The organism is Dysgonomonas sp. Marseille-P4677 (assembly GCF_016652235.1).
Classification (GTDB): Bacteria; Bacteroidota; Bacteroidia; order Bacteroidales; family Dysgonomonadaceae; genus Dysgonomonas.
In genome coordinates, this window is sequence record NZ_JAEPKU010000067.1 from 1 (window position 1) to 22,638 (window position 22,638).

Sequence of the window (22,638 nt, forward strand, 5' to 3'; positions counted from 1 at the left end):
ATACATAGATCTGATTATTACATAGAAAAAGGAGTAAATATTTGATATTTACTCCTTTTCTAATATTTAAATTATAATTAACGTATGAACATTAATTTTGCAGTTCAGAAGTTTCGTCAAAACTTTCGAATGAAGCGGCCGCTAGACGTTGATAACCCTTATAACGCCACATAGCATTATTTTGAGCTGCAACATACAAGTCTGAGGCTTCAGTTGGATTTGACTTCTGAAGTGAAGTATATCGAACTTCATTCCCAAGGAATTCTTGGAATTTACTCCAATCCGGTTCTTTACTATCCATTGTAAACGGATTCTTACCTTCTTCTTCCAACATCGGGTTGTAACGCCACAAGTGCCAGTATCCACAAGCAACTGCTGCTTTTTCTTCATCTTGTGCGTGTCCCATACCTTTGCGCAAACCATGACTGATACATGGAGAATATGCGATAACCAAAGACGGCCCCTTATATTCCTCTGCTTCTTTAATTGCTTTCAGGCATTGACCCTGATTAGCACCCATGGCTACTTGAGCAACATAAACATAACCATAAGTAGTAGCTATCATACCAAGGTCTTTCTTGCGAACCTTTTTACCTGCAGCTGCAAATTTTGCGACAGCCGCTACCGGAGTAGACTTAGAAGATTGACCTCCTGTATTTGAATACACTTCTGTATCCAATACAAGGATATTCACATCTTCTCCTGTAGCGATAACGTGATCCAGACCTCCGAAACCTATGTCGTAAGCCCATCCGTCACCACCAAAGATCCAGATAGAACGCTTGATAATATATTGTTTTAGAGAATAAATTTCTTTACAATACTCGCACTTATCTTTTTCAACCTCTAATAAAGGCATGATTTGAGCATGAAGTTCTTTTGTTTTCTCAGCTTCATTCTTATTCTCAATCCACTCTTTGAATAACGCCTTAATTTCAGGTGAACACTTATCACAATCCTGAGATTGAGTCATCAATTTAACTAGTCTGTCACGCATAGTTATATTAGCTAACGCATAACCAAGACCAAACTCTGCATTATCTTCAAACAATGAGTTAGCCCAAGCCGGACCTTTACCTTCTTCGTTTTTACGATATGGAGTTGATGGAGCTGAACCTCCATAGATAGAAGTACAACCTGTAGCATTAGCGATCAACATGCGGTCTCCGAACAATTGTGTAACCAATTTGATATACGGAGTTTCTCCACAACCGGAACAAGCCCCTGAAAACTCAAACAATGGAGTCGCAAACTGAGAGTTTTTAACATTTAATTTGGTATCAACTAAGTGAGCTTTACTTGTTACATTCTTGATCATGAAATCCCAGTTGTCTTGTTCCGGGAATTGAGTACCAATCTCAACCATCTTAAGAGCAGAATTACCCTTCTTACCTGGACATATATCAGCACAGTTACCACAACCAAGACAGTCCAATACATCCACTTGAATACGGAATGCCATACCGTCGAATTGTTTACCCTGAGCTTTTAGCAATTCCACACCTTCCGGTGTTTTAGATTGTTCTGCAGCATCTAACACAAACGGACGAATAGTAGCATGAGGACAAACATAAGCACATTGATTACATTGAATACAGTTTTCAGCTTCCCAAACAGGAACGAATGCAGCCACACCACGTTTTTCGTACTCTGTAGTACCATGATCCCAAGTACCGTCTTCACGGCCCAAGAATACAGATACAGGTAAATCATAACCACGTTGAGCATTAACCGGACGTACAACCTTCTTGATAAATTCAGGTGCATCATCTTCTTCCGGTTTACCCACAACCAGATTAGCCCATTCGGCAGGTACTTCTACTTTTTCAACTTCAATACCTCGATCTACTGCTGCATTATTCTTTTTAATAACATCTTCTCCCTTGCGACCATATGACTTAACAATGAATTTCTTCATCTGCTCTACAGCAAGATCATAAGGAATTACATTCGAAATTTTGAAGAATGCTGATTGTAGAATCGTATTTGTACGACCTCCAAGACCAATTTCTGTTGCAATCTTTGTAGCATTGATAATATAGAAATTGATATTATTTACCGCTAAATACTTTTTCACATTATCAGGTAAATAATTGCCAACTTCGTCCTTATCCCACACTGAGTTGAGCAAGAATGTTCCGTTTTTCTTCAACCCTTTTGTTACATCGTAAAGGTGAAGATATGCAGGAACATGGCATGCTACAAAGTTTGGAGTATTTACTAAATATGTAGAACGGATAGGATTATCACCAAAACGAAGGTGAGAAGCTGTAAAACCTCCCGATTTCTTAGAGTCGTAAGCAAAATATGCCTGACAATATTTATTAGTATTATCACCAATAATTTTCACTGTGTTTTTATTCGCTCCTACTGTTCCATCAGAACCCAATCCATAGAATTTAGCTTCGTATGCCGACTCGTCAACCGAAACTTCTTCTTTCATTGGAAGAGATTTGAATGTAACGTCGTCTACGATACCTATTGTGAAATCATTCTTTGGCATAGCCATAGAAAGATTTTCGTAAACAGACATAATTTGAGCAGGAGTTGTATCCTTAGATGAAAGACCATAAATACCACCAACAATCGTAGGAGCATTTTCTTTAGCAAAGAAACAGTCTCTCACATCCATATATAAAGGCTGACCTAGCGAACCCGGTTCTTTAGTACGGTCAAGTACAGCGATTCTCTTAGCTGTCTTTGGTATCGCGGCTAGGAATGCCTCTGCTTTGAACGGACGATATAAGTGAACGGCTACAAGACCAACTTTCTCGCCTTTAGCATTCAGATAATCAACTGTTTCTTTAATAGCTTCAGTTACTGAACCCATTGCTATAATTACACGGTCAGCATCTTCTGCACCATAATAATCAAACAGACCATATTTACGACCTGTAATTTTAGTTATCTCCGCTAAATATTTTTCTACAATTTCTGGAACTGCATCATAAAATCTGTTTGCAGCTTCACGCGATTGGAAATAGATATCATCATTCTGAGCAGTTCCTCGAGTTACCGGATTTTCCGGATTTAAGGCTCTGTCTCTAAATTCTTTCAAAGCTTTTTGATTAACAAGAGGAATCAGATCTTCCTGACTCATCTCTTCAACCTTTTGTATTTCGTGAGATGTACGGAATCCATCGAAAATATTCATAAATGGAATACGCGCCTCAAGTGTAGCCAAGTGAGGTACAGCCGAAAGATCCATTACTTCTTGTACTGATCCAGAAAAGAACATAGCGAAACCTGTCTGACGAGCTGCCATAACATCTTGGTGGTCTCCAAAAATAGATAACGCCTGAGCAGCTAAAGCACGTGCCGATACATGGAATACACTCGGAAGCAATTCTCCGGCAATCTTATACATATTCGGAATCATCAAAAGCAAACCTTGAGATGCTGTATATGTTGTTGTTAACGCTCCGGCTTGCAATGAACCATGTACTGCACCGGCTGCTCCTGCCTCCGATTGCATTTCTTGTACTCTTAGTATTTCGCCGAATATATTTTTGCGTCCGGCAGCCGCCCACTCATCAACATATTCTGCCATTGTTGACGATGGTGTGATCGGATATATCGAAGCTACTTCGCTGAACATATACGAAATATGTGCAGCAGCTTGATTACCATCACATGTCAGGAATTTTTTTTGTTTAGCCATACCTTTTTGTAATAGTTGATTATCTTTTTTTTTAGTTTACATTATAATTTACTGATTTGATTTATATAAACTTATATTGGATCAAATCGTTTCCATACTCAATACAAGAAACCAAAAAGCCAGAGTGGAATTACATTTTTCTCCCCGGTCTCCAGATTTCCTACGGCATAGAATAGTTCCGACTTATTTTTGGCTCGGCTCTTCTGTCCTTCTATCTTGAATTTAAATCTATTATTGTCATATTCTACAATAAACATTCCCGCTTTTGTTCCTTTCTTCAACTTACAGTCATTATGATGAAGTTGATTATAAAAGAATGTTTCGCGTAAGTCCTGATCCTCTACAGATCCCATTTTTAAAGGAAACATCAAATTTGTATTATGCATATAAACCAGATCGGGCTTTTTAGGAAACTCCTCACCTTCTTTATATAACATATTTATCAATCGGGCGCTCCTTAAATATTCCATATAGTTTGTCACAGTAGCTCTTGATATCTCACAGTCGATACTTAACTGACTTATATTCGGTTTTCCGGGAGCAGACAACGCCAACAAATATAATAGTTTCCTTAGCTTAGGTAAATATGTCAGTTCTATTTGTCTAATAGACAATACATCTACCTCTAACATCATATTCACCGTTTTAAGTAAATTCTCTGAGAAATTCCTTTTTTCGAGAAAAAACGGATAATAGCCATGATGCATATAAGCCCAGAAGTGCTCTAAAGGCTTAATTTGAGAACAGATATCCTGCGTTATTTCTTTATGATTACTTATAATATCCTGTAAGCTGTATGCTTGAAAGTCTTTCTTCAAAAGAATATTCAAAAACTCTCTATATGAAAAACCTCTCAGGTTATACACACTCACAATAGAGGATAAAGCAGCATCTTCATCCAGCTTCATCACTGTGGATCCTGTAAATACTATTTTCAATTTAGGAAATTGCTCGTAACATTCCCGTAATTCTTTCGACCATTCAGGGTATTTATATACCTGATCGAGCAACAGTATTTTACCTCCGTTATCTACAAACTCCTTTGCAAAACTAGTAATTGTCCTAACAGTAAAATAAAACTGGTTTAGGTTTATATAAAGACAATCTCTCTTATCTATATCAAAAAACTCTCTTGCATACTGAAGTAGAAATGTTGTCTTGCCAACACCTCTAGCTCCTTTAATACCTATCAAGCGTTGTGACCAGTCAATCTGCGTCATCAATAATCGAGGGATAACATCATCTAAATGTTCAACCAGATATCTATGCGTACGAAAGAAAGATTCCACTCTATAATTTTATTAAAACCTGACGAAGGTACTTTTTTTTTGCGTCATTGCAAAGTCAGGATAGCAATTTTAATCATTTTTTATCAAAAAAACAAACACTTTTATTAAAATAAAAATGTAACTTACAATAAGTGAAGTTACAACGACTCCATTTATTCTTTCTATAGTGAATAATAATTTCCTATCCTAATAGCTCTCACTTATAATATTTTTGATATATCTTATCGTATTCCGGCATATTCTTCATTCTCCTAATCCACATATTCAGAGAATCTAAAAGTACAGGAGATTTCTCACTTATGGCCCAAGCTTCTATATGCGTAAAGCCAATCAGCGTTGAATAGTCTATTTCGGGTAAAGATTTTGCAATTGACGATGCTATTTTTTCATCACAAACAGCATAATCTATTTCTTTGGATGCCACTAAAATTGCTAATTGCTCGGCACTATAAGATTCATCTTCTTTGATAAATATCGTATCCCCTATTTCGTGAGAAAGATTTCTGATGCGAAGTATTGCCGGAGAATTTAATGGAACATATAATGTCTTTTTTGCTAAATCCAAATGACTTTTAATAGGTTTTATACCATCATTAAATTCTTTCCTACGCTGAATAAGTACTTGACGGTTCTGAGTAATAGGGTCTGTAAAACTCAAGGTACTTCTAAGTTCGGAAGTAATTGGGATATTACGAGCCAGGACATCGTATTTTCCTTTACTAAGAGCTTCGATACTATTATCTAAGCTTGATTCAAGAAATACTTCAATTTTTAATGGCGTACAAGTTTTAAGCAATTCAATCAGCTCATAGTTAAAGCCGGCTAAAGTATCGCCGGAAACATAATAGCCTACAGAGTTGTAATCAGTTACAATATTCAACACTCCATCCTTTTCTATCTGAGCATATTCTCTCGGTTCCTCCTTTGTATTGAACCAAATAAACCATACCGCAATTAATAAAACCAAAGCTACTAAAATGAAAACCAAAGCCTTCTTTTTAACCATAAGAAAATTAATTATTGAAACGCCAAGCAATACCTAATTTAAAAATACGTGGATTTACAGGATAACGATACAAAGAGAAAGATTCTCTTTCACCCATACCCTCAGCAAGATTATACATCATTAGGAAAAATCGTGTATATTTCAAATGCAAGTTGATATAGGCAGTTACTACAGGAAATTCACCTAGTTTCATATCTTTTTGATTATAAAACTGCATAGTTAGAGGTTCATAGCCGGGCATGTAATATTTTGTATGAAAATGTGCGTCGGCACCTAACTGCAATGTCATTACTTTAGCAATCTTAGTTTTAAGATAAAGATTAGTATAAAGGCTCAAATCAGGCAAAGGTATTACATCCTGATTACTAGACATCTGATAAACAATCTGATTATCCCAATGGAAAATACCGGTTTTCAAATTCTGATCTAAACGAAGAGAAACAATTTGTACATCTCCACTACTTTGCTGTTGCAATCGCTTTGAATCGAAATATATATAATTTTTTATTGTTTCAACTCCCCCACTAATACGGGTTTTAGAAAAAGATAGCTCCGGCAGATTTATTTCTCCTCCTATATAAACCCTGTTTGTATTATTATAATTTGTTTCGCTTTCCCTCCAGTTCCAATACTTGGATGAAAAGTTTCGTTGAAAGAAACTCGGACGAATACTTTTTACATAAGCATTTGCTTTAGCTGAAACATTCTTACCAAATAAACTAAGCATTGTTCCAATTTCCCCTTCAAGCTTATAATCATTGCCCTCCATCAGATTGAATTCGGCAGAAGCCCTATATTTCAGGTACTTCCCTTTCTCCTTCGATAGTACCCCGCCAACAGTTAGAGCATCATCACTGAAACGCTCATGCAAGCCCGGTATCTCACCCGGCATCGAATATTTACGCATATCATATTCGATAAAAGCGGTTAATCCGAATTTGGTCCAGCTACGAAAATCTTCATTCATAGCCAAAGCCAACGTATTCTTAAAAGAATAATATGACATAAAGTCGTTTGCTTTGCCATCATACTTTGTACTTTCTGTTTGAAACTGTCCCAATTCTTTATAAAATGGCTCATACAATTGATCCATATATATATAATCCGACTTAAAACGCCTGCGCTGATCTGTGTAATGTGTTGTGAAAATAGCACTCGCCAATGGCACATAATTCTCCTTTTTACGCCATGCTTTCGTCGAATCATTTACTACATATTCTTCCTCGTCACTACCTAGATCATAACGATTGGTTACATAAAGGTTTTTTCCTCTCATTTTATTCCATGTATCTTGCATACGTACAGGAATATCGAGAGACTTGCCACTATAGCCAGTCGCCTTTACGCTTTGAGCATCCGGATTCGTAATATACTGCATATCCGATATACCACCATTCTCGACATTGGTAAAGTTATTATTATGAAGAAACGCATGCATCTTATATCTATCACCTATATAACTGGCGTAGAAATCATAACTCATTTGCTTATTCGACAAATATTGATAGAATCCACGTGAATAAACATAATCGAAATCAAAACCGACATTCAGTTTTTTACCCATATTCATAGAAAGTTCCGTCTGAAGACGATGTTCGGCGCTTTGTCCGCCACCACCACTCTGATAAGTCACATTGGAATATGGCACTTTAGTATTCATAAAATATTGATCTCCTGGATTCTTCCGCCAAAGATACATTACATCCTCAAATACAAAACGTGAAGATTCGGGTCTGTCAAAGAAAATCTTAGATTGTGCAGGAGAGCCTATATTACCTAAATATCCCATAGCCACACTTTGCCCATCGACCAGACTTTTTTGATGAAAATTAGTCATTAATGTATCCATTGGTAAGAAAACACGCTCTCCTAATCGAGGTGTTATCTTCCATACATACATAGAAGGTGTTTCTACTTTGGCTGTATCTATTATAGTTCCGCTAACGGGTAAATCCTTTTGATCCAGATGGAGCGAATCCTCTTTATGGTCATGCAAATCAACTGCTATCCTACGTTTATTCTGAGCGTTCAGCATCGAGAATACCATAAGAAATAAAAATACTGTCAATATATTTTTTTTCATCGGTGCAAACTTACGCAAAAAATGAAAAATGAGAAGTTAATCTATCTATAAAAACAGAGGTAACCGCCTATTTATTCTATCGATACGTTATATTAACTTAAATCACCCCTTTGGTCGAAGGTAGTTCATAATTAAAAATATCTCGTTTCTTTGCCATTTTTAAAGCACGGGCAAAAGCCTTGAATATACCTTCTATTTTGTGATGTTCGTTTGCACCCTCTGCTTTGATATTCAGGTTCATCTTAGCACCATCGCTCAACGATTTGAAGAAATGAAGAAACATCTCGGTTGGCATATCTCCTACTTTTTCACGATGAAATTCTGCATCCCATACAAGCCATGGACGGCCCCCGAAATCGAGGACAACTGAACAGAGACAGTCATCCATCGGTAAACTATATCCATATCGTTCTATACCGCGTTTATCACCAAAAGCTTTATGAAGAGCTTCGCCTAACGCAATGGCTGTATCTTCTATTGTATGATGTTCGTCTACATTCAGATCACCTCTTACTTGTATCGTTAAGTCCATTCCTGAGTGTTTACCTATCTGTTCAAGCATATGATCAAAGAAACCAAGTCCGGTGGAGATATCACATGCGCCTTTTCCATCGAGATTCAATGAAACAGAGATATCCGTTTCTTTTGTTACCCTCTTAATATCAACTCTACGCTCTCCGGCAAAAAGATATTCGCATACAATATCCCAGTCTGTAGTTTGTAGAACGCAAACATTCTGCAATTCGAGCGGAATATCTGCATTATCTTGTAAATAAATTGCCTTTGCACCTAAGTTCTTAGCCAGTTCCACATCTGTTATACGATCACCGATTACATACGAATGAGCTAAATCATATTCTTCTGTCTGATAATGGCCTAGCATACCTGTACAGGGCTTGCGTGTCGGCGCATCATCTTCGGGAAAACTGCGGTCGATAAGTATATCATCGAAGGTTATTCCTTCTCCCTGAAGTGTTTTCAACATCAGATTATGTGCCGGCCAGAATGTATCTTCGGGAAAGGAAGCCGTACCTAGCCCATCTTGATTTGTTACCATTACAAATTCGAAATCAAGATTTTTACGTATAAAGTAAAGGTTACGCATAACCTTGGGATAAAATTCCAGTTTCTCCAAACTGTCTAATTGATAATCTATCGGCGGCTCTATAACGATAGTGCCATCACGATCGATAAACAATGCTCTTTTTTTCATATTACAGGCAAATACACTTTTTATATTAAAGTATTTAATACTTCTATTAATGTCTCATTTTCTTCATCTGTACCAACTGTTATGCGCAAGCATCCGGCACAAAGGGATACTGTATTTCGGTTGCGGACTATTACTCCTTTTTCTGCAAGCTGATTGTACAGGCCGTTTGCATCAGCAACTTTTATTAAAATAAAATTGGAGTCGGTCGGATATACCTTCTCTACGAACGGAAGTTTTGGTAATTCGGCATTTAAATAATCCCTCCCTTTCAACAAAGTCTGTATCCATGCTTTTCTCAACTCAAGTTTATCCAGTTCTCCACTTACATAATTTTGAGTTAGAATATTTACATTATAAGGATATTTCACTTTATTGAGGAGTTTTATAATCTCGGCAGAGGCAAAAGCCATTCCTAAACGAACGGCTGCCAATCCCCATGCTTTAGAAAAGGTTTGTAATACGATCAGGTTTGGATATTTCTCTAATTGCGCAATCCATGTATCTTCCGAAGCAAAATCAATGTAAGCTTCGTCGACAACAACAACCCCTTGAAAAGTATTTAATATTTTTTCGATTTCTTCCCTTTTCAATAAATTCCCTGTAGGGTTATTTGGAGAACAAAGGAATATAAGCTTGGTGTTGTTATCCGTCTTTTCTAACAATTTCTGAGCATCAAGGTCGAAGTTCTCATCTAGCAATACTTTGCGGTATTCTACATCATTTACATCAGCACAAACCTGATACATTCCATATGTAGGATCGATAGCAACAATATTATCTACACGGGGTTCGCAAAACACACGAATAACAAGGTCTATCGGTTCGTCGCTCCCATTGCCGAGGAAGATATTCTCGGAGGCAATACCTTTTATTTTAGATATTTTTCCCTTCAAAGCCCATTGTAAAGGATCGGGATAACGATTATATTTATCATTTAAAGGATTCTCATTGGCATCCAGATAAACAGATGCTTCGCCTTTAAATTCATCTCGGGCCGAAGAATAGGCCTTCATATCCCATACGTTTTTGCGAACTAATTGCTGTAGATTCATTGTTTATTATCTATTGTCATTATATTTAATATCCTCTGTATAGACCAGAAAACTTAGAATATTTTCTACTAAGCTTACGGAAATTTATACAAAGGACACTAATACTTCTATTTTTATTAGCCATTCAAAGCCAATATTTTATATTTCTATTTTTACTCCTAACAATTTATAAAATTCCCTTAATATAGCGGGATGCCCCGGCCATGCAGGAGAAGTAGTCAGGTTACCATCCGTAATAGCTTCCGTTGCAGGAATATCTTTATAAATACCACCGGCCAAGGTAACTTCAGGGCCAACAGCCACATAGCAAGTAAGAGTCCTACCTTTCACTACATTTGCCGCTGTAAGTATCTGTATACCGTGGCATATAGCTGCAACAGGTAGATTCTTATCAAAGAAATAGCGAGTATACTCCAATACACGAGGGTCGAGCCGTATATATTCGGGAGCACGACCTCCGGTAATATAAAGTCCGGCATAATCATCAAGTTTTACACTATCGAAACTTTTTGTTAATGCAAAATTATGACCTCTCAACTCTACATAAGTCTGAAAACCTACAAAGTCGTGAATAGCCGTTGCAACTGTATCACCAGCCTTTTTTCCGGGGCAGACCACATCGACATGAAATCCGACACTACAAAGGGCCTGATAAGGTACCATTAGTTCGTAATCTTCGACAAAATCGCCTGCCAGCATTAATATTCTTTTACCCATAACATAATAGATTTTGAAATTTTACAATCCAGTTAGCTGCTTAAATGTAGTGATTATTGTTAAATTCACATATATGTTAATCGTAAAAATACTTAACAAGATCAGACTCCTTTCTCGTATGTAGTTACTACAAAGATAATTAAAGGCTCATCTCCAGTATTTATTATCGAATGATAGTTATTATCGCCCTGAATAGAAGTAACGTTTCCTTTCTTCAGGTTAAATCTTCGTGTAATAGTTTCTTTTCCAACCCTCTCTATATATTCTCCTTCGCCATGTATAAGAACGTACAGCTCTTGTTCTTTTTTAGTTCCATGCTCATGAAAACCAGCCTGATCTCCTTTATTCAGTAAAACCATATATGTTCCGATACGGTTATTTACCAATTCTCCTTTTTCAAACACTGAAAGCATATATACAACCCCATTTCCATCGTACATAGGGTCACGCTTTTCAACATCGATAACTCCACGCTGTGGCTTACCAAAAGGCGTAAGGGTGATATCTATAAATTCAGATACCCTATCTATTACCAGCTGCTTCTCTTTTTCCATTTTCAGTTCTTTTTTCATTTCGAAATGAGGAATACCCACTTCAACAAATTCTTCTCCTATTATTTTATAATCATATTTCTTATAAAAACCGACTGCAACCTTACGTGCATGCAATTCGATCACTTCAAAGCCTTCCTTATTTGCAACATACTCAGCAAAGAACAACATATTAGTTCCAAAACCAATATTTTGCTCTTCATTATTTACCGCCATCTGACGTAATTTTACTATCCTATTATCCATCGGGGTAAGGATGCAACAAGCTACCATTTTACCTGTACGAGATAAATAGAGAGCTAAAAGAATATCATCTTTATCTCTCCTTAAATCTTCTTCAGTAAATACTAAGCCCAATGGTTCTCTTAGGATTTTCGTACGAAGATCGAGCATTTCTTTATACTCTGGACTCTGGTATTCTATAATTCGGGGAATTATCATTTCTTCAAGCGTAAAGTTACCGCATTTTTATGAGCAAACAGCTCTTCACTTTCGGCCATTATTTCTATAATCAGCCCAAGGTTCCGAATCCCTTCTTTCGTTATCTTTTGGAAAGTTATCTTTTTCACAAAGCTATCCAAATTCACTCCACTATATGCCGTTGCATAACCATTTGTAGGCAAAGTATGATTTGTTCCCGAAGCATAATCACCTGCGCTTTCAGGTGTATAATGCCCGAGAAATATCGAACCCGCATTTGTTATCTGATCTGCTATATCCATGTAATCAGATGTTTCGATTATCAAATGCTCCGGTGCATACTGGTTTGTCATATCAACTATTTCACGATCATCTCTCAACAGTATTAGTTTACTGTTTTGCAGAGCCTTTTCTGCTATTTCACGACGAGGTAGCTCAAACAACTGAAGTTCAATCTCCTGAAGGACATCAGAGATTAACGACTCGCTTGTAGTAGTCATTATCACCTGACTATCGGCTCCGTGCTCTGCCTGAGATAATAAATCAGCAGCAACGAAAGCCGGATTTGCCGTATCGTCGGCTATTACTTGCACCTCCGATGGTCCGGCCGGCATATCTATCGCTACGTCTTTAAGACTTACCATTTGCTTAGCAGCCATTACATACTGATTACCAGGGCCAAAAATCTTATATACTTTCGGTACCGATTCGGTACCATAAGCCATAGCACCAATAGCCTGTATACCACCTATCTTAAATATCTTATCAACACCCGCTTCTTTTGCCGCAAAAAGTATTGCTGGATTTATTATTCCTTCTTTATTTGGCGGTGAGCAAAGGATAATTTCTTTACAACCTGCAATCTTAGCTGGTACAGCAAGCATCAAAACGGTAGAAAACAATGGAGCTGTACCTCCCGGAATGTATAAGCCGACTTTCTCGATAGCAACAGCTTTTTGCCAACAAGTCACACCTATAGTTGTCTCAACCTTTTTACTTTCAAAAATCTGACTACGATGGAAAGTTTCAATATTTCCTTTAGCTACACGAATAGCGGCTTTCAATTCTTCGGACACCAATGATTCCGAGGCTTCTATTTCTTCCTTGGTTACAGACAAAGATGAGAGTTTTACCTTATCAAATTTTTCTTCATATTCGAAAACAGCCTCATCTCCTCTATCTTTAATATCTGTAAGCACTGCACCTACTGTATTATTTAAAGCCGAAGTATCGAACAAAGGGCGTGCTAATATAGCTTTCCAATCTGTACGAGGCGGGTATTTTATTATCTGCATAAATTTATCCGTTAAATTCTCTTTTCAATAAACTGTAAATAGCAATATCTGTATAAACATTATCGACCAATAGTTCTCCATCGCGTTCAATTCCTTCAAATTGGAATCCCAATTTTTCAGGAATTTTCCTGCTTTTATGATTATCTACGGCGACCTTTATCTGTATCCGATTCATATTCATTTCTATAAATGCATATTCTATTAACTTTGACACAGAATTAAACATGATACCTTTGCCTTGTGCATATTGAGACAACCAATAGCCTATTTCTATTTTTTTATTATCGAAATCTGTATCTTTAAAACCTATAAGTCCAACAAACTCTCCCTTAAAGTATATAGTAAATTGTTTATCTGCTGTTTGCAAAACATAGTTTACATAATTTCCGGTATCTTCCACTTCATGTGTTGCATCAACAAAAGGTAGCCACGTCCGCATATATTCCCTCTCGTCATTCAGCGTATTGAATATTCTAAAAATATCATCTACCGATAAAGGATATAGTTCTATATCTTCCGAGACTCGTATCATAATATCATTTTTTCGATTGGTAATACTAATATTCCTTCCGCACCCAAAGATTTGAGTTTACTGATTACCTCCCAAAAACGTTTATCTTCGACAACCGACTGTATAGAACACCACCCTTCGGTTGCAAGAGGCGTAACAGTAGGACTACGCATTCCCGGAAGAATATCTATAATCTCATTCAATTTATCTTGCGGCGCATTCAAAAGTACATATTTTTTGTCAGTTGCGGCTTGTACTGCTTCAATTCTGAATATCAATTCGTCAAGTATGTCTTTTTTCTCTTGTGAAAGTTTTTTTGTCGCAATAATCAAAGCTTCTGATCGCATGACAATTTCAACTTCCTTCAGACGATTACTAACCAGGGTTCCACCCGAACTTACAATATCAAAAATGGCATCGGAAAGACCTATACTAGGCGATATCTCTACCGAACCTGTTATGATGTGTATTTCTGAGTTAATATTATTCTCTTTCAAATATTGATTGAGAATAAAAGGATATGAAGTAGCTATTTTCTTTCCTTCAAACCATTTGACACCATCATAATTTTCATCTTTAGGAATAGCCAGCGACAAGCGGCATTTACTAAATCCGAGACGTTTAACAACATCTGCATCTTCATTCTTCTCCACATATTCGTTTTCCCCCACAATTCCTATATCAGCCACACCGGTAGCCACCGCCTGAGGAATATCATCATCGCGAAGAAAAAGTATTTCGACAGGAAAGTCTTTAGCCGGAACAAGTAATGTTCGCTTGATATTATTCAACTTAACCCCTGCCTCTTGCAGAAGCTCCATCGTTTCTTCAAATAAACGTCCCTTCGATTGCACTGCGATTCTTAGTACCATAATATATTCGTTTAAATTATTTTCAACAAAAAAAGAGCCTACCTTATCAGGTAAGCTCTTATTATATTTTTGTAAGACATCACATCAATATACGTTACTCACCTTTTGGCAGTAATAATAAATGATGATGATGTGCTTTATTGTACATTATTGTATTCTTTATAAAAACAAAAGTATACATTATTTACAATAAAACAAACTTTATGTCATTTTTTAATTAAAAAAATTATTTTCGCTGCGATCCTTCTTGATGACGCTCTTTATGGCGTTTCAACATCATTTCTTTAAACTTAAGATCTACACTTCTATATTTTTCTATTTTTTCAGCAGATAAAACCTCGCTAAATTTTTTATAATACTCCATTTGTATCTGAGCTTCTTTTTGCTCCGATTCCAAGTTTAATTGAGTTATTCTTTTATAATCTTCATCTGTCTTATTCTGCTTTTGTTTCAAGGCACGCGTCTCTCTTCGTGCATCTCTGTTTACCTCATATTTCTTCGACATAAACTCAGATTCCAGAGGTAAAAAAGCTTTAGACTCAGCTTCTGTAAGATTTAATTCTTTTTTTAGAAATTCGCTTTTTTCTTTCTTCAATGCTGCAATATCAAACCCACCTCTTCTATTCTGAGCACTTACCGAAAATGTCGTGCAAACTAATAATATAAATGCCAGAATACTTTTAAATTTCATATAATATATTTATTTTTTTAATTATTATACATTATCTCTTTATATTGGGATCTTACCACCTCATCCTCAAGAAATAAGTAGTAGTCCTCTTCTTCAGAAGATGCCAGAGCCGAAGATGTTACGGGTACAGGATCGGAGGTTGTCTTATTCAAAATCCCTGTAGAGAAAATAACTCCACAAAATACTGCTGCCGCAGCAGTCCAAGGCACCACCTTTTTCCACAATGGAACAATCTTCCTTTTTTGTATTTGTTTTTCAGGAAGTTTGCTCATTATTTCAGCATTAAAATTCTCGAAATAATTTTCGGGAACTTTAAACGGATTCTTTTTCTTATCTAAACTATCCAACATAACACTTATTCTTAATAACTTCACCTATATATAATATATAGACTCTAATTAGATAAAAAGGTTTAATCATCTATTGATAAATATTCTTCAATCTTTTTTACGGCGTGATGATATGATGCTTTCAGCGCACCAACGGAGGTTTCCAAAATATCTGAAATATCTTCATATTTCATTTCATCAAAATATTTCATATTGAAAACTATGCGTTGTTTCTCTGGAAGCCTCAACACTGCTTTCTGTAATTTCAATTGCGCCTCATCGCCGTCAAAATACTCATCTCCTTCGAGACGAGAAACCAAAAAGGTATCGGCATCGTCAATCGATATATTATTTAGTGCACGCTGCTTATTCAAAAAAGTTATCGCTTCATTTACGGCTATGCGATACAACCACGTGGATAATTTAGAATCTCCACGAAAGTTATCTATACTAGTCCAAACTTTAATAAAAGTATTTTGTAGTACGTCATTAGCATCATCGTGGCTTATAACAATCTTTCGAATCTGCCAATATAAAGTTTCGCTAAACTCCTTTACAAGTTCAGAAAAAGCCGCTTGCTGATTTTTAGGATCGTGAAGTTTCTCTACCAAATTTTTCTCTGCTTCCGGTGACATCTAATTAAAATAATCTTTATTCGTCCAAATCGGAATCATCTCCATATTCGGCTTCATCATCCATACTTCCTTGTCCATTTTCAAACCATTCGATAAAATTGTCGACTTCAGTTTTATTGTCGTTCCACCAAGCAAGTGACTCAGGAAAATAAGCAACACTTACATAACGGCAATATGTATCAAAATGACCCGAACTTAATATTTCATCATATGTAGGCACGAAAAAATACCAAAGTAAACCATTTTGAGTATCATTTTGCATTTGTGCCAAAGAAAAAAACATAAGTTTGGATGCTTCCACAAAAAATGTATATTCTGAAATATTATCCGTGGCTCCTGTTTTCTTTTTTTGTATCGCTTCATAAAGACGTTGGCGATCAACACCATCTTCCAGAGATAGCTTATCCGACCCGTTTTCTATTTTAGCATTGATTATATCATACATCTCACCAAAGGCATCTTTCGATCGTCCTGTATTAGGCTCCAACAACAGAAAGAAGTGAAAGGAATAGAAACTCTGTACCCATCGGCCCAAATCATTCAGAGCATAAGCATAAAGAAGAAAGGCACTTGCATGTGTTGCATCTATCTCTATGGCTTTTCGCAAATGCTGAACAGCCTTTTCGTTATCCTTATAATTGAAATAACAAAGCCCAAGATTGAAATGTATCAAATACTCATCACCACACTTTCCCAAAGCTTCATTCAATAAATTTAAAGCATTCACTGTTTTTCCCTGATTAGCCAATGCCGTACCTTTCACTATATAAGCATCCATTAGTAAAGGCTGAAAATTAGCTGTAATTACTTTTGTACTATACCTGATAGCCTTATCATAATCTTTGAGCTGCAAGTAAGACAATGACATTTCATATACAGCCGACATTGATGTCGGATTTATTTTTAGCGCCTCTTCATAACTGGCAATTGCATCTTTATACCGTCCCTTATCATGCAAAGCAACACCCTGTCTTATTAATTTTTCGGATGAAGACTGTGCATATGTAGCTATGGTTGAGAACAATAATAAAGATATAATTAAACAGATTTTCATGAAATACTTTTTTTTAAAGAAATACAAAAGTAAGAAAATACTATTTAATAGCACCTTCTCTTTGAATTCTTTGACATTTTTAATATCGGAAGGTTTAAAATGTTCTGGATTTTGCAGTTATTAAGGTTCAACAATATTTTATTTTTTTATCGGACATAAATAGTATCTGTTACTTACTTCCTTATTCCGAACGGGAAAACTCTATCATCACAATAAACCAAACCAGGCTCTACCTATCTCTTAATACAAGATATAGAGATTAATATCCAAAAACGGAGGCTAATATTTTGATAAAATCCTGACACTATTAACCAAAGTGGTTTAGCTTAATACTTCTCAAAAAGGGCGTGGCAGAAATAGAATCATTAAATAATTTTATTAACTTTGTTTTTATCAAAATTAAGATCAACCACTCTAAAAAATATCAATCTGCAATGAAAATATCCACTTTTGACATAAATATGATTCGTGAATTCTACGAATACTATCCAACTAAGGTTGAAAACGCAAAGAAGGTATTAAATCGTCCACTAACACTCTGTGAAAAAATACTTTACGCCCATCTTTCCAAAGATGAAGCTGTAAAAAACTTTGTGCGGGCAACAGACTATGTAAACTTTTCGCCTGACAGAGTGGCTATGCAGGATGCAACTGCACAGATGGCTTTATTACAGCTAATGAATTCGGGACGTGCCAGAGTAGCAGTTCCATCGACAGTACATTGCGACCATCTGATTCAGGCTTACAAATCGGCGAAAGAAGACCTCTCCACTGCCGAAGTAACGAATAAAGAAGTCTTTGATTTTTTGAGTAATGTATCCAACAAATTCGGAATTGGCTTTTGGAAACCCGGCGCAGGAATTATCCATCAGGTAGTGCTTGAGAATTATGCATTCCCCGGAGGTATGATGATAGGAACAGACTCTCATACGCCAAATGCCGGAGGTTTGGGAATGGTAGCTATAGGTGTAGGTGGAGCCGATGCTGTGGATGTAATGGCCGGAATGCCTTGGGAACTGAAGATGCCTAAAATAATAGGTGTAAAGCTGACCGGCAAACTATCAGGATGGGCTTCTCCTAAAGATGTAATACTAAAACTGGCTGGAATTCTCACAGTAAAAGGTGGAACAAATGCTATTATCGAATATTTTGGCGAAGGCACAGCGTCTCTTTCTGCTACAGGAAAAGCTACAATTTGTAATATGGGAGCCGAAGTAGGTGCAACCACCTCTATTTTTCCATACGATAAAAAATCGTCCGAGTATCTGAGAGCGACCAACAGAACAGATGTTGCTGAGATGGCCGATAAAATTACAGAATATTTACAACCAGACATAGAGACGGTAGAAAAACCTCAGAATTATTTTGATCAGGTCATAGAAATAAATCTATCCAAACTGGAACCATATGTAAATGGACCGTTTACTCCCGACGCAGCCCACCCGATATCGGAATTTGCCAAAGTAGTAAAAGAAAAAGGATATCCTCAACAAATGGAAGTGGGGCTGATAGGATCGTGTACTAATTCATCGTATGAAGATATGTCGCGCGCAGCATCCATTGTAGCTGATGCAAAAAAGAAAGATATAAAAGTAAAAGCTCAATTTATAATAAACCCCGGCTCGGAACAGGTTCGTTTTACAGCCGAAAGAGATGGTATATTACCTGTCTTCGAAGAAGTAGGAGCTACCATCATGGCAAATGCTTGTGGTCCATGTATCGGACAATGGAAACGCGAATCGAAAAATCCCGAACGTCCTAATTCCATAGTTACGTCTTTTAACCGTAACTTTGCAAAACGAAACGATGGAAATCCAAATACACATGCTTTTGTAACCTCTCCGGAGATTGTTGCAGCATTAAGTATTGCAGGAGACCTGTGCTTCAATCCGATGACAGACACATTGCTGAACGAAAAAGGTGAATACGTAAAATTACAAGAACCGCAAGGATACGAATTGCCACCAAACGGCTACGGATTGAAAGAATCAGGCTTTATAGCTCCGGCAGTGGACGGGTCACGCATTGAAATAAAAATAGCACCAGACTCTCAACGTCTTCAAGAATTAAAACCTTTCCCTGCATGGGATGGCAAAGATATTATAGCGCAACCATTACTTATAAAAGTAAAAGGCAAATGTACAACCGACCATATTTCGATGGCCGGACCTTGGTTACGCTTTCGTGGACATCTTGACAACATATCAGACAATATGTTGATTGGTGCGGTAAACGCTTATAACGATAGAACAAATGCGGTTTTAGATATCGAAACCGGAGAATACATTGCAGTGCCTAAACTCGCCAGAAAATTTAAATCGCAGGGGCTTGGCTCTATAGTTGTAGCTGAAGAAAATTATGGTGAGGGCTCATCTCGTGAACATGCAGCAATGGAACCCCGCTTCCTCAACGTAAAAGCAATACTTGTAAAATCATTTGCCCGCATACACGAAACTAATCTAAAAAAACAGGGTATGCTTGCTCTTACGTTCATTGACAAGGATGATTATAATAAAGTGCAGGAAGATGACAAATTGAGTATATTAGGTTTGACCGACTTTAAACCCGGAAAAAATCTAATTATTGAACTGACTCATAAAAATGGTATTAAGGAATCTTTTGAAGTATCTCACACATACAACGAAATGCAAATAGAGTGGTTCAAAGCCGGAAGTGCATTAAATTATATGAAGCAATAATGATAATAGAGCCAATAAAAGAAAGTGATTTTGAAGAACTAATTTCTCTCTTTTTTGAGTTTGCCTCTTTTGAGAAGATGCCGCACAAGATGATTAATTCTGTCAAGCAGATGCAAGAAGAGAAAGCTTTTTTTCATGGTTTTGTAGCAAGAGATGAAGACGGTAAAATAGTGGGTTATGTCACTTACTTTTTTGCCTACTATACATGGACAGGAAAGTCTTTGTATATGGATGATCTTTACGTACAACATGATTTTCGTGGAAAAGGAATAGGGACTAAACTTATAAAAGAGGTAATATCCTATGCAAAGGAAAAAAATTGTAACGGATTGCGCTGGCAAGTATCCGAATGGAATGGTCCGGCCATAAAATTTTATGAGAATCTAGGAGCTGTGATTAATCCCATAGAAAGAAATTGTGACATGATATTTTAAAACATAAATTCAAACCACTTTAATATCAAAATTGTTTCATAGCAAAGATTACAAGCCGAATTTATCTATAGACATACAACCCTATAGATATAATTTAGCTAAAAAAGAAACAAAATAAAATTTTTACTGAAATACTGTAACTTTTGTCACCTTTTAGTTAAAAACAAAATTTACAACATATTTTCGAATAGAAGAAATAGAATGAAAACCATATAATTGCCATACTATGGATAGATTAAAAGATAGGGAAATAGTGGATAAGATGTCGGAGACAGTAAAAGTAACAAGCTTCTTCGAGCCTGAGTTATTTCAGAAATTAAATGTAAAACGAGGTCTACGTAATGAAGATCACACCGGCGTAGTTGTAGGTCTTACCAAAGTGGGCGATGTTGTCGGTTATGAACGTGACGAAGAAGGGAAATTAACCCCGATACCCGGAAAATTAATATACCGAGGCATCAGCCTGGAGGATATAGTAAGAGGTGCCCAAAAAGAAAACAGATTAGGTTTTGAAGAAGTAATATATCTTATACTTTCGGGCAATCTGCCAAATAAGTCGGAATTGACCGAGTTTTCAGAACTACTAAGTTGCATAATGGACCTTAAGCCCAAAATAATTATGCACATACTAGATCTGGCCGGCAACGATATTATGAACTATCTATCCAGATGTGTGCTCGAGCTGTACACCTTCGATGATAAACCGGATGATACGAGCCCGGAAAACCTGATCAGGCAATCACTAAACCTGATCGCCACTTTCCCTACTATTATTGCATATGCTCATAATGCACTAAGGCATAGTCAAGGAAAATCCTTACATATCAGACATCCTCAGCCGAACCTTTCCTTAGCTGAAAATTTCCTTTACATGATGAAAGGTCATCACTACACAGAGCTAGATGTAAAAATACTTGATCTTGCACTGATGGTACACGCAGACCATGGAGGTGGTAATAATTCCACATTTACAGTACGTGTAACCAGCTCGACAGGAACAGACACATATTCTGCAATTGCTGCAGGAATTGGGTCATTGAAAGGACCTTTGCATGGCGGTGCCAATCTGAAAGTGATAGATATGTTGAAGAATATAAAGACTCATGTTAAAGATTGGACGAGTGTAGAAGAGGTTGATAATTATCTGCTCAAGATATTAAATAAGGAAGCTTACGACAAAACAGGTCTTATTTATGGTATTGGACATGCTATTTATACTATTTCTGACCCACGCACGATGCTACTAAAAGAAATGGCTCATGATCTGGCCATAGAAAAGGACAGAGAAGACGAATACAATTTTTACACTCTCCTTGAAGAACGTGCCATTCTTAATTTTATGGAACTTAAAGGAAAGAATGTGAATAAACAGGTATGTGCAAATGTAGACTTCTATTCGGGTTTTGTTTACGAAATGATTGGTTTACCTCAAGAGATATACACACCTTTGTTTGCCATGGCCCGCATCGTTGGTTGGACAGCCCATCGCATCGAGGAATTGAATTTTAAACAAAAACGAATTATCCGTCCTGCATACAAAAATGCAGCCGAGATAAAACCATATACACCATTAACAGATAGAAAATGAAGCAGATTGTATTAATTGCTGCAGGAATATACGGAATGCTCTCAGTTATCTTGGGAGCATTTGGTGCTCATGCCTTTAAACAAATACTATCAACCGAAAAATTAGTTAGCTTCGAGACCGGAGTGCGATATCAGATGTATCATGCCATTATTTTATTAATAATTGGATTTACGCTCTCTTTTACATCACCTCTCGAAAAATGGGCTGCTATTTGTTTTATCATTGGTGTACTGCTCTTTTCGTTTAGTATTTACTTTCTCTCTTTTGCAGAACACTGGAATCTGAATCTCCGTTTTTTAGGCCCGATAACTCCTTTAGGTGGGTTGTTTATGATAGCAGGATGGTTACTTTTGATTATCTTTTTTGTTAAAAACAAAATTATTTGATTTTTGCTGTAACCAAAACATAATATATCACGTCATATACATAAACCAATTATTAAATGAAAGAATATAGTATGAAAACCATCTTGTACACAATCAGTATCGCATTATTAGTCTTAAGCTATCAGTCTTGTTCATTCAACGCTGTTAGAGGA

Annotated in this window: 19 protein-coding genes; 4 read left to right on the top strand and 15 right to left on the bottom strand. The window is 36.7% G+C overall.

Features of this window, described 5'->3' with window-relative positions:
- Positions 1-91: 91 nt before the first annotated feature.
- The 15 genes from nifJ to JGH11_RS12130 form a co-directional block, all read right to left on the bottom strand.
- On the bottom strand, positions 92-3,661 hold the full coding sequence (gene nifJ / locus JGH11_RS12055) for a pyruvate:ferredoxin (flavodoxin) oxidoreductase (RefSeq protein WP_201112072.1): 3,570 nt from the start codon (positions 3,659-3,661) through the stop codon (positions 92-94).
- Positions 3,662-3,759: 98 nt separating this feature from the next.
- Positions 3,760-4,950 carry an AAA family ATPase gene (locus JGH11_RS12060; RefSeq protein WP_201112074.1) on the bottom strand — a complete coding sequence of 397 codons (1,191 nt, stop codon included), beginning with the start codon at positions 4,948-4,950 and terminating at the stop codon, positions 3,760-3,762.
- Between the two features lie 196 nt (positions 4,951-5,146).
- Positions 5,147-5,956 carry a transporter substrate-binding domain-containing protein gene (locus JGH11_RS12065; RefSeq protein ID WP_201112076.1) on the bottom strand — a complete coding sequence of 270 codons (810 nt, stop codon included), beginning with the start codon at positions 5,954-5,956 and terminating at the stop codon, positions 5,147-5,149.
- Positions 5,957-5,963: 7 nt separating this feature from the next.
- Complete coding sequence (locus tag JGH11_RS12070; RefSeq protein WP_201112078.1) at positions 5,964-8,039, bottom strand: putative porin; 2,076 nt, start codon at positions 8,037-8,039, stop codon at positions 5,964-5,966.
- A gap of 97 nt (positions 8,040-8,136) precedes the next feature.
- Positions 8,137-9,252, bottom strand: coding sequence for a bifunctional histidinol-phosphatase/imidazoleglycerol-phosphate dehydratase HisB (hisB, locus tag JGH11_RS12075; RefSeq protein WP_201112080.1), 1,116 nt, complete (start codon positions 9,250-9,252; stop codon positions 8,137-8,139).
- 20 nt (positions 9,253-9,272) lie between these two features.
- On the bottom strand, positions 9,273-10,304 hold the full coding sequence (gene hisC, locus JGH11_RS12080; protein WP_201112082.1) for a histidinol-phosphate transaminase: 1,032 nt from the start codon (positions 10,302-10,304) through the stop codon (positions 9,273-9,275).
- A 138-nt stretch (positions 10,305-10,442) separates the two neighbouring features.
- A complete protein-coding gene (locus JGH11_RS12085) occupies positions 10,443-11,021 on the bottom strand; it encodes a DJ-1/PfpI family protein (RefSeq protein WP_201112084.1) in 579 nt (192 codons plus the stop codon).
- Between the two features lie 101 nt (positions 11,022-11,122).
- Positions 11,123-12,013: a GNAT family N-acetyltransferase gene (locus JGH11_RS20235; protein WP_236263972.1), complete on the bottom strand. Its 891-nt coding sequence runs from the start codon at positions 12,011-12,013 to the stop codon at positions 11,123-11,125.
- Complete coding sequence (hisD, locus tag JGH11_RS12100) at positions 12,010-13,287, bottom strand: histidinol dehydrogenase (protein ID WP_201112086.1); 1,278 nt, start codon at positions 13,285-13,287, stop codon at positions 12,010-12,012. Before hisD ends, JGH11_RS20235 begins: the two co-directional genes overlap by 4 nt.
- Positions 13,288-13,291: 4 nt before the next feature.
- Positions 13,292-13,819: a GNAT family N-acetyltransferase gene (locus JGH11_RS12105; protein ID WP_201112088.1), complete on the bottom strand. Its 528-nt coding sequence runs from the start codon at positions 13,817-13,819 to the stop codon at positions 13,292-13,294.
- Entirely contained in the window at positions 13,816-14,670 is an 855-nt protein-coding gene (hisG, locus tag JGH11_RS12110; RefSeq protein WP_201112090.1) for an ATP phosphoribosyltransferase, read from the bottom strand. The genes JGH11_RS12105 and hisG overlap by 4 nt, the downstream gene beginning before the upstream one ends.
- A 226-nt stretch (positions 14,671-14,896) precedes the next feature.
- Positions 14,897-15,361 carry a hypothetical protein gene (locus JGH11_RS12115; RefSeq protein ID WP_201112092.1) on the bottom strand — a complete coding sequence of 155 codons (465 nt, stop codon included), beginning with the start codon at positions 15,359-15,361 and terminating at the stop codon, positions 14,897-14,899.
- Positions 15,362-15,378: 17 nt separating this feature from the next.
- A complete protein-coding gene (locus tag JGH11_RS12120) occupies positions 15,379-15,711 on the bottom strand; it encodes a hypothetical protein (RefSeq protein WP_201112094.1) in 333 nt (110 codons plus the stop codon).
- Between the two features lie 62 nt (positions 15,712-15,773).
- Complete coding sequence (locus JGH11_RS12125; RefSeq protein WP_201112096.1) at positions 15,774-16,325, bottom strand: RNA polymerase sigma factor; 552 nt, start codon at positions 16,323-16,325, stop codon at positions 15,774-15,776.
- 16 nt (positions 16,326-16,341) lie between these two features.
- A complete protein-coding gene (locus tag JGH11_RS12130) occupies positions 16,342-17,379 on the bottom strand; it encodes a tetratricopeptide repeat protein (RefSeq protein WP_201112098.1) in 1,038 nt (345 codons plus the stop codon).
- Between the two features lie 434 nt (positions 17,380-17,813).
- Between JGH11_RS12130 and JGH11_RS12135 the strand changes: the two genes are divergently transcribed.
- The 4 genes from JGH11_RS12135 (at position 17,814) to JGH11_RS12150 (ending at position 22,486) form a co-directional block, all read left to right on the top strand.
- Complete coding sequence (locus JGH11_RS12135) at positions 17,814-20,078, top strand: aconitate hydratase (protein ID WP_201112100.1); 2,265 nt, start codon at positions 17,814-17,816, stop codon at positions 20,076-20,078.
- The gene (locus tag JGH11_RS12140) at positions 20,078-20,512 is read left to right on the top strand and encodes a GNAT family N-acetyltransferase (RefSeq protein ID WP_201112102.1); all 435 of its coding nucleotides are present in this window, start codon (positions 20,078-20,080) and stop codon (positions 20,510-20,512) included. Before JGH11_RS12135 ends, JGH11_RS12140 begins: the two co-directional genes overlap by 1 nt.
- Before the next feature lie 226 nt (positions 20,513-20,738).
- The gene (locus JGH11_RS12145; RefSeq protein ID WP_201112104.1) at positions 20,739-22,100 is read left to right on the top strand and encodes a citrate synthase; all 1,362 of its coding nucleotides are present in this window, start codon (positions 20,739-20,741) and stop codon (positions 22,098-22,100) included.
- A complete protein-coding gene (locus tag JGH11_RS12150) occupies positions 22,097-22,486 on the top strand; it encodes a DUF423 domain-containing protein (RefSeq protein WP_201112106.1) in 390 nt (129 codons plus the stop codon). The genes JGH11_RS12145 and JGH11_RS12150 overlap by 4 nt, the downstream gene beginning before the upstream one ends.
- The last annotated feature ends 152 nt before the right edge of the window (positions 22,487-22,638 follow it).